Genomic DNA, 11,444 nt, shown 5'->3' with positions numbered 1-11,444 from the left:
CAGGCGTGGTTGGCATCCGCGCCCCGAATGCAGCCACTGGATATGACCGCGCAGTTGGAGCAGTCGCTCACGCAGGGCGCTCAAAGCCGGCGGCAAGGTCTGATCGTCCGCCGGCACCAGACCGGTGAAACGGGGCTGAACGATCTGTTCCATTGCACCGTCGCAACCGGTTGTTATCCGATAGGTCGCATGGTCCGGCCAAGGGAGCGCCGCGATCTCAAACACCATGCCATCCGACATGAAACACTGGTATTGGGTGACGATCGTCTGGTCTGCCTCGTCGATGTACTTGAGGACAAATTTGTCGCGGCAGCCCCCACCAGCGGCATCAGTCCAGCCAAGTTCAAGCGTTATTTGTTTGCGCCGTACCGCACCGATACGAGTTGGCACATCGAGAAAGCTCGCATCCGGCCCGGCAACCCGACTGATATCAAAGGGCGAGGTCGCAGCGTCAGCCACTGAATCAGCCAGAATCGGCAGCAACCTGAGCGCGGTGCTCTTGCCGGCATTGTTGCGACCATAGAACAGGGTGAGTGGACGCAAGTCCAGGTCGAGACGATCCGGAAAAGATCGGTAGCCAGCGGTTGAGAGTTCGGTCAACTTAAACATGGCGGTTCCTGAGAAAAAAAGCCCCGACGAAAGGCCGGGGCTTGTCTCGACGATGGGTTACTGACGGCTCGGCTCAGTCGGTTCCGGAGCCGGATCGTGCCGTGATTTCGCTACGGCGCAGCGAAAACCGACATCCGGATACGCCTCTGTGACCACACCGCCGGAGAGCGCAAACGGGCCGGCCTCTTTCGCCGATCCACGGTCTCCACCGCGGATCGGCGCATATCCTGACCAGTCCGTCAGGCTGTCGGCATCCGTATCCAGCCCACCGAATGACATAAAGGCCCCCATACCGCGCGTCCCGGACTCATAGGGCGCGGCGACTTGATCCCCGCCCAGTGCCGTGAACTCACCGGCCACGCCCGTTTCAAGGTCGTGGAATGTCCACTGCCAAAGATTGCCGCCAACGTCATAGACCGTCGCGCCATTGGTCAGAACGCGAGCGCGCCCAGGAGCCAACGAGTCTGGACAGGTGCTATAGGGCAGGGGGCCAGTACCGGTCTTGCATTGCTCACTGTTGAATCCGCCCTTGATGTCCCCCTTGCCCACCTTGCCGCCGCTCCAGTTGGCATCCGCCAGAGTGATATTGTGGGCCAGTGCCATCCACTGCGATTCGCGGATCAAGCGGGCACCGCCGAGAGCACAATTCTCCTGTGCCTGGAAGAACGACAGGTCTGTTTGCGGAACGGTCTGGCGATCCGGCACCGCGGCGTCTGCATTCGCAAACGGCGAAACGCAGAAGGCATCGACATCCAGAGTGCCGCCTTCTGCATCCAGAGGGATGCGCATGGCGGGAACGCCCACATAGCCGTCCGGACAGACAGCAGGGGCCTCGCCGATGACCTCGGGGCAGGTGTAACCATGTTCGCCATAGCCGGTACATGCCTTCGGTGTCGGTGTATCCTCAATAGATCCGTTACCTGGGTCTGTGACGTCTTTCGGACCAGCGGCCGGCAGCCGAAGGCTGTGATTATGCTTGTTGCCGACCGTGTTGAGTATCACTTCAAAACTGCCTGTCAAATCTGGGATTTGCCGGGTCGAAGGGTAGGTCGTAAATCGAAAAACGTGCCGCTTGGCTAGATTATTACACCACCCCTGGCCGCTCTCGGTCTCTAACTTGAAGCCGCTGAAGTACGACTTGCGATCCTGCTTGACGCTGAAGGACACACCGCAAATAAATGCCTGAGCGGTTATCGGAATGATCTCCATCCACACATGACCGTTTTCGCGCCACATATAGATGTCAAACTCGTCGAGAACGCCATAGTTCCAGCCGCGTCCAACCACGGCGCCTTCCGCGTGCGCTGCCGGGAACTCCAGCTTAAATTGTGCCGGGGTGGCTGGGGTCGACACGATCGACGAAGCCTCCTGGGCCGCGCCGCCCTCTGCCGCCACGCCTTGTGCGAGAACCATTGAGATAGCGATTGAAATGAGGTTTTTGCCTGTATTCATCAGTCTTGCGCGAGAATGATCGCCTGGAATAGGCGGGTCCGTCTCGCTTTCTCCGTCAACAATTATGAAAGTTGAGCTAATTTACATTGTAGTTTTTTCTGTATCAATAACTGACTTAAAATGTTCCGAGAAAGCCATGCAAGGCTTCCGCAAACGAGGAGTCCGAGATGGGAATGTTTGATTCGCTGCTCGTCGAGCACAACGGGCGCACGCTGGAGGTTCAGACCAAGCGCTTTGAGAACATGCTGTACAGCTATCGCGTCGGCGACTGGATCTGCGGTGCGCCGCCCGGTGTGGTCGCCTACTTCGACATCCTGCGCCTCGACGCGGATGGCCAGCGGGTCTATGGTCCCCAAGCGACCTCGGTCCCGGCCTACACGCTGCTGGTGGTGCTCGCCCACGGCGTCTTCGTCGACTCCGAGATCCGCGACGGCGAGATGGACCCCGAGGCCATCTCGCAGGCGCTGATGCAGCGTCGCGAGGCCTGGCAGGATTCGGCGCGGTTACTCGGGTTTCTCGTCGAGCAGCTGCGCCTCAAGCAGCAGCGCCTGCGGAACTACGACCGTGTGCTGGGCGCCGCCCAGATGGCGATTAAGCATGTGCAGGACAGCCGTGCGGGACAGCGGCCAGAGCGGGAGCGGCGATTCTTCGGATCACTTCATCCAGAGATCAAGCGGCTGGATGACGGCGAGGATCCGCTCACGGTCATCGCCTCGATTCTGGCGCCTCCTGAATCGGATCGGCCGTTCCTCAACGATCCGCCCCAGGATCCGCTGGCCGACTATCGGCTCTGAGCATTGGCCATCATTGTGTGCAGGAGAGTTTTTGAATGAAGAAGTCCGACCTGATCGAGATCCTGGCCGCCAAACAGGATCACCTGCCGTCCGCCGACGTCGAGGCGGCGGTCAGAGTGCTGCTTGAGCAGCTGAGCACAACGCTGGCCGCCGGGGGACGCATCGAGATCCGTGGCTTCGGCTGTTTCTCGCTGCACCATCGAGCGCCGCGCCTCGGGCGCAATCCCAAGACGGGCGAGTCGGTGGCCCTGCCCGCGACATACCGTCCGCACTTTAAGCCGGGCAAGGAACTGCGCGATCGGGTCAATGAGGCGTTCCAGCGGTCGCTCTCGGACGATCGTGCTTAACACATCGATCCTAGCGGCTATCAAGCTTCCAACGCTCTGTTGGTGTTGGTCGCTTGTGCAACCGCATCCAAATACAGGCCTGCGGCGGGAGCGCCCGACCGCTCATCGACAGTTCCTGGGCGATTTTTAGGATGCTCAGGCAGGTCCACCCTAACACCGGCCAAGCGTTGGTCGATGATCGCGGTATTTATTCGCATAAGCGCCTCTACCAGCCGCCCGCCGGCTGGGGTCGTTGTGCCTGTTTCCGTCATTGGATGATTTTTTGAGAAATGACGGAAACATTTTTAAAAGACAGCGTCTTGCGAGACTTTTTCTGGGCGCGATCGACTCAGGTGCCGGGATCTAGTGCCCGATAGCGCTCGCAGCGCACATCGTCTGCGCCCGGCCAGAGTGAGCCAATGCGCTTGCTGGCCGGCGCTTCAGCCAGGCAGCGGCCGAGCCCGCCTTCGGGATTGAGCTTGTTGGGAATCCAGTGGACACATCGCGCGCAGGCGACCTTGGGCTGGCCGGGTGCCTCGACCTCCAGCACGCTTTCCTGGCCGGTTTCCCAAATCGCCAGTCCCAGGGCAACGGCCTCGGCGAAAAAGAACCTCCGCTGTTCCAGGTCGCCTTCCAGAACCTCCAGAAATTCGCGAATGCAAACTGGATCCGTCTCGCCGATGCAATCCAGATAGGCGGCCACGATTGCCCGCTCTTCAGCATTGAGCGGGTCTGACTGTCCAGCAGCTTGAGGGCTTGGTGAGACCGGACGATCGAAAATACACCTCCCCGTGCCGCATCCGGCTTTCGAAGTATCTTTAGATCGATGTGGCACTCAGCTGGCCAACGCGCCTGTCCTTTTGCAGCCTATCCGGCTGTTAACGGAGCGGGCGTTGATGCAGGCCGGGCGGCCCATCTATAAGCAGCCTATCCGGCTGTTAACATCCCGATCGGCCCGGACGACCTTCGTCTGCTCTTTAAGCAGCCTATCCGGCTGTCAGGGCGCGCCCACCCGCCACTCAGTACGGCGGAGACAAACTCCCGGTCAGACCCACACTTTCCCGAATCCCCAAACCAACCATCGTGCCCAGCCGTCGAGCCATGGAATCAAGCGGGTTGCGCTTCTTTGAGTATTTCACGACCTTTTCGGTGCCCAGCAAGTCCCTCGCGATCTGCGTCGAATTGCCAAGCCCATCGGCCAGACCCAGTTCGACCGCTTCCTCACCGCTCCAGAACAATCCGCTGAAGAGTTCGTCTCCTCCCTTGAGCTTGTCGCCCCGGCCCCGCTTGACCTCGTCGATGAACTGCGCGTGCAGTTGGTCCAGAACGCCCTGGATGAAATCGCGTTGAGACTCGTCGAGCGGCGAGAAGGGATCAAGAATACCTTTGTTGGCTCCAGCCGTCAGCAGACGCCGCTCAATCCCCAGATCCTCGATCGCCTTCTGAAAACCAAAACCGTCCATTCGCACTCCAATGGATCCCACCAAACTCGCTTTATCGACATAGATGGCATCCGCGCCGACAGCTACATAGTAGCCGCCCGAGGCGCAGAGATCCACAGCCACGGCATAGACCGGCATGTCCTTCCCGTCATGGTCCTTCTTGTACTTCTCTTTAAGACGCTTGATCTCATCGTTGATGTAGCCGGCCTGGACCGGACTGCCGCCGGGGCTGTTGATGCGCAGAATGACGCCCTTGGCGTGTTTGGCCTCGAAAGCGGTACGTAACGCGAAAATAACCCGGTCGGCGCTCGCATCCGAATCGGTATCGATGATCCCGTTAATTTCGACCAGTGCCGCATGATCCTCCGTTGGCGCAGACGCCGGGGCCAAAAATTGCGCCGTGACCGCGAACGTCACAATAACGTAGATCAGAATCGAGAGCTTGAACAGCACCGACCAGCGTCGCCGTTTGCGCTGATCATCCAGATATTCGATCACCACGCGATTGATCAGCGCGCGATCCCAATCCGCCTGACTGGGATCCGGCAGACTGTCGCAGCGTTTGTTCCAAAATTTCCAGTTCATCAGTGCCTCCTGATGGGGTGAATTAAAGCGCTTTAATGCTACTAAGTTTTAGGATAACATATTATCCTGATAATATGTTATCAGAGGGTGCCATGAGTGCTATCAAACGAATCCATGTATCAATCGGTAACAAGGCCACCACCGTCTCGATGGACGAAACGCTGTTCATATACCTTGAACAGCGACTCGATAAACATTTATCCGTGCGCGAGTGGGTGCAATCCCAAATTGATAAAATGTTATCCGATAAACTGTTATCAGAGCATGAGCGCGCTTCCAGCCTGAGTCGACGTATCCAATCCCGTGCGATCCATCTCGTTGCTGAATGCTCCAGAGTATGACTGAAACTTCACCGTGGCTGAGAGGCGTGGGGGTGCCCCCCCACACCCCCCGAAAAGCCGGCGCGGCGCGTGCGCAGCACGTGCCAAGCATTCGATGGGTGAATCTGACGGCCATGAGTGCCGGCACAGGCTCTGCTGCCCGCTGTCGTCAACGCCGCAAGCGCGTAGGGGCCAACGGTCCCGGTCCCGATCCCGCCACGCATCCTGCGCGACGATGACACTCCGGCCCTAGTGCAACACTACTGAAGGCACGATGCATCAGATCTTCCACATGATGGCAGTGGGTCTATGGATTCCCATTCGATGGGTCCGGCCTCGTATCAGCCAAAAACCTCTTTAGGATCAAGTTGCATCACGCCTTTCTCGTTGATGCTTCCGAGAATCGCCGCAAGGTCATAGATGATCGCTTGTTCGCGATCAGATAAGTGCTGATCTTTCTGCGTCCAGCCCCGGCTGAAGTTTGTGATGTAACCGACGAGCGTTTTTCTGTGCTCGATGAGTTCTTGCGCGATCTCGATAAGATCAAGAACTTCGTCGCGATGTGTCGAGAATCCGCCTTTTGCTCTCACCGCTTTTGTCGGTCTTAACAGGACGCGATAACGCCAGCGACATCTCCCGTTTTTTGTCCCGCCAAGCTTGATCCACTTCACAAGCCGCGGCCGGTACTGATTCGACTCCTCCTCTCTGCGCCTCCACATGATACGGATTCGTCCCGTCGTCGGCGGCTGCGACGCATACAGCAAGCGATCGGTCCACAGCAGTAGCTTGTCGATCTTTTCAATCCCATACATCACCTCGCTCAGACGTCGCTCAGACGTCGTTTTCAGTTCTTGCTGTGCCGCGCGCGCGCGTTTTTCAAACACACCGAACGAGTCAGGAACCGTGTCATTTAATGGGTTCGTTTCCGTGTCTTTTGTCATCGCTTGAGAGCCTGTGCTGTTGAAATTCGATGGGTCTGCCCCGCTAGTTGTGCGCCGATCGTACAGACAAACGCACTCTCACATTCGATGGGTCCGTCTGGCGCGCTCGCACGCCGTTCGGTTCGGCTCTGCCCGCACAGCACCCGAGGCGCGCCCTCGGGTGTCCTCTACGCGCAGCCAATGCCACCCTTCGATGGGTCCGTTCGGATGGCATCTAGGCCGTTCCTGTGACGCTCCACACCCACTGATCCGATGGGTTCCTTCGGGCTGGAATTCTATAACGGGGGGACGTCGGTGGCGCAAAATTCGTAACGGGGGGACGTCGGTGGCGCAAAGTGTTTATTTATAGATGGGGGACGTCGGTGGCGCAAGACAGTTAAAGGGGGGGCGGGAGGGGGGCAGGAGGGGGGCGCGAATGGTGTGGACTGTATACAGTGACACTAGACTGCGGCACGAGACTTCGGGAGTGTTTTTCGGCTTCGGAACGTTACAGCCGAGAGGTACAATGTGCTGTTGACGGTAGACAAGTATTGATCGATGATCTAGTATCAGTGCGAAAAAGAGTAGGTGAGCCTCTGTTTCTGTTTAGGGTCGGCTTGCCGTTCATTCCTTTCACTTCCATTCGGAGAATTAGCCTAATGCAAACTGTTGTTGTAGGGCTTGATCTTGGGCATTCGGCGGTCAAGATGACGTTCGACGGCAAAAAAGGGACCGAACGAGCGATTTTCCCTTCTTATGCTTGTGACGCCTGGAGTATTGATGGAGACGATCATCAGGCGGCGCTGGCATCAGAAAACACTGTCACTGTGAATGGTCGTGATTACTTCGTTGGAGAAGTTGCAGGAAGACAAGGAAAGTCGAAACTATCGACCGGCCTCACAGACGAATGGGTGCTGTCTAACGAACATGCGGCCCTGATGGTGATGGCTCGCAAGATTGTTGATGAGCGGGCGGTTTCTGGTAAAAGGCTTTGGGTGCTGGGGCTGCCGGTCAGCCTGTTTTCCAGTTATCGCCAGCCGCTGAAGGATATTGCGCAATTACATTTTGGAGATGACTCGGAGATTCGCATTGTTCCGCAGCCGATCGGGGTTTATCAAGCACACATGCTCAATCGCGCTGGAGTGCCCGGACGTGGGCGTGACTTGGCCTCGGAATCTTGGGGTATTGTGGATGTTGGCTATTACACGACAGACTTCATATTGATGGAACAGGGGCACTGGATCGATGCGGCGTCGGGTGTCTGCGGCGGTGTCCGAGTCGCTGTTGAAACGCTTCAAAATCTGTTGAATGATCGCTATAAACTCAAGCGCGATTTGATCAGCAGCGAGCGTATTTTGAGAGGTGCAGCAGTAAAGCACATGGGAGAAGACCTCTCTTTAGAAAAGGAGATCGAATACGCGAAATCCGTTTTAGCGACGCAGGTCGCTGATATGGCATCAAAGTTGATGAAAGACTATGTGGAAGAAATTGATGGTGTTTTGATCGCCGGGGGGGGCGCAGAGATGGTTGCCGGGCCACTTCGTGAACGTTGGCCGCATGCGCGGATTATCACTGATATGCACGATGATGCCCGGCTGTCCGGACCGCGTTTTAGTATTTCAGAAGGATACTATCGTCTCGGTCGGTTTACGACGCTGCTTCACCTGCAAGGCAAGACAGATAAGGCAGCCTAATGTCTAAAATGTCTAAGTGGATACGTAATCAATCGTCTAAAGACGAAAGTTTAACCGAAAAGGTAACTTTTTACGTTAACACAGAATCGGATCCGCACATCGCCGAGTGGATTCGATCCATCCCTTACGGTAAGACGGGAAAGCATATCCGGACTGCGATTGATTTTTATCTTGAGCATGGGCAAGCCGTTATGCCAGATAAAACGTCGAGTCGACGTAAACAGTCTGCGAGGCAAGCGCCCCCGTCAACCTCGTTTGAGGTCGTGAGGAAAACGGCTCCGGCTCCTAGTCCAACTTTGACGGCTGTTGATTCAGCACAGAAGGCGGCAGTAGCGCCTGTTGCCTATCGAGGGGATGATAATCTGGAGGCCACCTCGGAGCCGATTTCGAGCATCGCACGCACACCCGTGCAAACCCCAAGCTCGATTCCAGATCCGGGGCCAGTGCCTGCGCCTGCGCCGATTTCGACTTCTGCAATTACTCCCGCTGTCAATTCGACTTCGTCGCCGCCGCCTGCATTGGATCCGGAAAGTCCCTTGTCAGATTCAGTGTTAGACTCAGACGAGCAAGAGGCTAACTCACTGGATGATATCGACCCCCAAGCGCTGGCATTGCAAATGGAACTTGCAAATCGGTTTTCTTTTTAATGCCGAAAAGTAGAAGCATAATCAAACGCTTCAGGCGCGAGAAACGCCTTCTCCAGCTTGGGGGCTTCGATCTGGAAGCTATTAAGACACAGGACTTATATACGCATGCGATTATTTATTGCAGAAAAACCTAGCATGGGCAAAGCTATCGCGGCCTGCTTGCCAGGGCGGCGCGACGTCTCGAAAACCCACATTGAAGTCGGCGACGACGTTGTTACATGGTGCGTCGGGCATATCCTTGAGGCGGCACCGCCGGAGGATTACAACCCTGAATGGAAAGCCTGGCGTTTGGATCTGCTGCCGATTTTTCCGGACAAGATCCAGATGCGCCCGGTTGAGAATGCCCAGGGCCAGTTGACGGCTATCAAACGCTTGCTGGCTCGGGCCGACAGCGTGGTCCATGCCGGTGATCCGGGTCGCGAAGGCCAGATGATCGTCGACGAGGTGCTGGAATACCTCAACAACCGCAAGCCGGTGCAGCGTTTGCTACTCAATGCCACGGATCCGGCGACGATCAAAAAGCAGCTTCAGCGACTGGAAAGCAATGCGAAACTGCGCCCGCTTTACGAAGCCGCCAAAGCACGCTCCGAAGCGGACTGGGTGATGGGGATGAATCTGACGCGCGCGGCAACAAAATCCATTGCGGATCGCGATACCATGGTCTCGATTGGGCGCGTCCAGACGCCCACGCTTGCCTTGGTGGTCAACCGCTGCAAGACCATCGAGCAGTTCGTCCCGCGCGCTTTTTACGACATCGAGGCGAAGGTAAAAACGCGCGCCGGTTCGGTGGTGCTCATGCGCCATTCACCGAGCAGCGAGGAGTCGCGCCTCTGGGAGCGCGAAAAAGCCGAAACGCTGGCCGAGCAGGCGAAGGGCCAGATCGGACAGCTTCAGGTTGAGACTGCGCGCAAAAAGGTCGCCCCGCCCAAACTGCACGCCTTGCCGTCGCTGCAAGCGGAAGCCAACAAGCGTTTCAAATGGTCGGCGGCGGAAGTTCTGGCCATTGCCCAGGAACTGTATGTGGCCGGATGCCTATCCTATCCTCGGACGGAATGCTGCTTTCTGCCGGAAGAGCAGAAAGGCGAAGTGCCAAGCGTGATGGCCGCCATTCGCCAGGGACCGGAGTCCTCCTTGGCTGAGATGGCTGAAGCCATCACCGAGCCGATGCCACGTGCAACTGTGTTCAGCAACAAAAAGATGGAAGGTGAAGAACACCACGCCATCATCCCGACCGGCAAACCGCTGCCGCTTGATGCGACAACAAAACAGCGCCAACTCTATGCCCTGGCCGCGCAGCGCTACCTGTGGTCGCTGTGCCCGGATTATGAGCACGACGAGACCCAGGTACTGCTGCCGCTCGGAGAACTGCAATTCAAGACTAAAGGCAGTGTGCCGCGCGTGCTGGGCTGGAAAGCTCACTTAAACGAGAAGCCGTCCGAGGTCGAACTGCCGCCACTCCAGAATGGCGAGGACGCCAAGGTCGTCAATACGCGCCTGGTTGAGGGTCAGACAACGCCCCCCGCTTACTACACGGAAGGCTCCCTGATCGGCGACATGGGTGCCATTGCCAAGTATGTGCAGGACGAACGGATCAAGGCCGTGCTCAAGGAGACCTCGGGTATCGGTACAGCCGCCACGCAGGCTGAGACGATCGAAAAGCTCAAAAAGCGCAACTATATCCGTGTCGACACCAAGGGGAATCTTCACGATACGCCGGTTGGGCGTTCAATCATCGAGAACCTTCCGGTTCCGCTCACGCGCCCGGATATGACCGCTAAGTGGGAAATGGAGCTCAAGCAGATCGCCGAGGGGCAGCTGCCGGCGGCTACCTTCATGGAAGGGATCCGGAAATTCGTCGGGGGTGGCACCCGCTGGTTCAGCGAGCGCGCCGGACAAACGCTTGTGCGCGGAGGAAATACGGCAGCGCCTACCCAAGCCCCAAAAACAGGCAGCAAAGCGCGCTCGGGTGCGCGCAAGGGGGCGTCCGGCAGCAAGTCTCGCTCTAAACGGAGCAGCGCCGCTTGAGCATTGAATCATCGCTTTGGGACATCATCCCCTGGCTGACGGAACGCTCTTCTGACTGGAAATCCCTTTTTCGGGACATCCATACGCATCAGACCACGCCGTCGGTCTATCTGACGCTAACCTGGCTGGCGATTCTGCGCACTGGACGTAACTCCCTTTGGACGTTGGCCTTGTTGAGTTTGCCGGGAACGCTGCTGCATGAGTTGACGCATTTTACTGTCGGCTGGTTGCTAGGGGCCAAGCCGGTCTCGCTCGACCTGGCCCCTCGGCGTGTTGGGGATCGCTGGATCCTGGGTTCGGTAAGTTTCGCGCGCATCAACATCCTGAATGCCGCCCCCACAGCCTTTGCCCCGCTACTGATGCTTCCGATCGCCTGGTGGCTGTTTCAGCACTGGCTGACGCCGGTGTTTGTTGCTGGACACTACGCTGAATGGGTGTTGGCGGGCTACTTGGTGGGATGCTGTGTGTTTTCCTGTCTTCCATCCTGGATCGACATCAAGTTGGGAACACCTTCAGCGCTTGTCTGGGCTGGATTGGGCTATGGCGCGTGGCATTCTTGGATGCTGGTCTGAACGAATTACCCGCTACAACGCGATGCAGGCCGGTGTGGCGGTGGACGCCGTGCGTCCG

11 protein-coding genes are annotated in these 11,444 nt (G+C 57.5%); 6 read left to right on the top strand and 5 right to left on the bottom strand.

The genetic code is table 11. From position 1 onward, the window contains the following. Positions 1 to 609, bottom strand: a 609-nt coding sequence (locus HW932_RS21065) for an AAA family ATPase (protein WP_222932483.1), incomplete at its 3' end; no start/stop codon positions are given. A gap of 57 nt (positions 610 to 666) precedes the next feature. Further along, positions 667 to 2,061: a hypothetical protein gene (locus HW932_RS21060; protein ID WP_176978417.1), complete on the bottom strand. Its 1,395-nt coding sequence runs from the start codon at positions 2,059 to 2,061 to the stop codon at positions 667 to 669. A gap of 167 nt (positions 2,062 to 2,228) precedes the next feature. Between HW932_RS21060 and HW932_RS21055 the strand changes: the two genes are divergently transcribed. Together HW932_RS21055 and HW932_RS21050 are read left to right on the top strand one after the other, a co-directional pair. After that, complete coding sequence (locus HW932_RS21055; RefSeq protein WP_176978416.1) at positions 2,229 to 2,855, top strand: hypothetical protein; 627 nt, start codon at positions 2,229 to 2,231, stop codon at positions 2,853 to 2,855. Positions 2,856 to 2,890: 35 nt separating this feature from the next. Next, positions 2,891 to 3,202, top strand: a complete 312-nt coding sequence (locus HW932_RS21050) for an integration host factor subunit beta (protein WP_176978415.1) — start codon at positions 2,891 to 2,893, stop codon at positions 3,200 to 3,202. A gap of 328 nt (positions 3,203 to 3,530) precedes the next feature. Here the strand turns inward: HW932_RS21050 and HW932_RS21045 are convergent, their stop codons facing one another. Then, entirely contained in the window at positions 3,531 to 3,884 is a 354-nt protein-coding gene (locus HW932_RS21045) for a hypothetical protein (RefSeq protein ID WP_176978414.1), read from the bottom strand. Between the two features lie 316 nt (positions 3,885 to 4,200). Further along, positions 4,201 to 5,208, bottom strand: coding sequence for a S49 family peptidase (locus HW932_RS21040; RefSeq protein WP_176978413.1), 1,008 nt, complete (start codon positions 5,206 to 5,208; stop codon positions 4,201 to 4,203). Positions 5,209 to 5,300: 92 nt separating this feature from the next. Here HW932_RS21040 and HW932_RS21035 point away from each other — a divergent pair, with 92 nt between their 5' ends. Next, positions 5,301 to 5,549: a hypothetical protein gene (locus HW932_RS21035; protein ID WP_176978412.1), complete on the top strand. Its 249-nt coding sequence runs from the start codon at positions 5,301 to 5,303 to the stop codon at positions 5,547 to 5,549. Between the two features lie 320 nt (positions 5,550 to 5,869). Here the strand turns inward: HW932_RS21035 and HW932_RS21030 are convergent, their stop codons facing one another. After that, positions 5,870 to 6,469, bottom strand: a complete 600-nt coding sequence (locus HW932_RS21030) for a hypothetical protein (RefSeq protein ID WP_176978411.1) — start codon at positions 6,467 to 6,469, stop codon at positions 5,870 to 5,872. A gap of 638 nt (positions 6,470 to 7,107) precedes the next feature. Between HW932_RS21030 and HW932_RS21025 the strand changes: the two genes are divergently transcribed. From HW932_RS21025 to HW932_RS21015, 3 genes are all read left to right on the top strand, one after another. Further along, positions 7,108 to 8,142 (top strand): ParM/StbA family protein, encoded by a 1,035-nt coding sequence (locus HW932_RS21025; RefSeq protein WP_176978410.1) that lies wholly within the window; start codon positions 7,108 to 7,110, stop codon positions 8,140 to 8,142. 752 nt (positions 8,143 to 8,894) lie between these two features. Next, positions 8,895 to 10,814 (top strand): DNA topoisomerase 3, encoded by a 1,920-nt coding sequence (locus tag HW932_RS21020; RefSeq protein ID WP_176978409.1) that lies wholly within the window; start codon positions 8,895 to 8,897, stop codon positions 10,812 to 10,814. Further along, positions 10,811 to 11,386 carry a hypothetical protein gene (locus HW932_RS21015; RefSeq protein WP_176978408.1) on the top strand — a complete coding sequence of 192 codons (576 nt, stop codon included), beginning with the start codon at positions 10,811 to 10,813 and terminating at the stop codon, positions 11,384 to 11,386. The genes HW932_RS21020 and HW932_RS21015 overlap by 4 nt, the downstream gene beginning before the upstream one ends. Positions 11,387 to 11,444 lie beyond the last annotated feature (58 nt).

This window comes from Allochromatium humboldtianum (assembly GCF_013385175.1).
GTDB classification, from domain to species: domain Bacteria; phylum Pseudomonadota; class Gammaproteobacteria; order Chromatiales; family Chromatiaceae; genus Thermochromatium; species Thermochromatium humboldtianum.
This window is presented reverse-complemented; position numbering and strand designations above follow the sequence as displayed.

Bases quoted from the DNA above. Each gene is read 5' to 3' on its own strand.
- HW932_RS21060 (WP_176978417.1), bottom strand. From the start codon at position 2,061: ATGAATACAGGCAAAAACCTCATTTCAATCGCTATCTCAATGGTTCTC.
- HW932_RS21055 (WP_176978416.1), top strand. From the start codon at position 2,229: ATGGGAATGTTTGATTCGCTGCTCGTCGAGCACAACGGGCGCACGCTG.
- HW932_RS21050 (WP_176978415.1), top strand. From the start codon at position 2,891: ATGAAGAAGTCCGACCTGATCGAGATCCTGGCCGCCAAACAGGATCAC.
- HW932_RS21040 (WP_176978413.1), bottom strand. From the start codon at position 5,208: ATGAACTGGAAATTTTGGAACAAACGCTGCGACAGTCTGCCGGATCCC.
- HW932_RS21035 (WP_176978412.1), top strand. From the start codon at position 5,301: ATGAGTGCTATCAAACGAATCCATGTATCAATCGGTAACAAGGCCACC.
- HW932_RS21030 (WP_176978411.1), bottom strand. From the start codon at position 6,469: ATGACAAAAGACACGGAAACGAACCCATTAAATGACACGGTTCCTGAC.
- HW932_RS21025 (WP_176978410.1), top strand. From the start codon at position 7,108: ATGCAAACTGTTGTTGTAGGGCTTGATCTTGGGCATTCGGCGGTCAAG.
- HW932_RS21020 (WP_176978409.1), top strand. From the start codon at position 8,895: ATGCGATTATTTATTGCAGAAAAACCTAGCATGGGCAAAGCTATCGCG.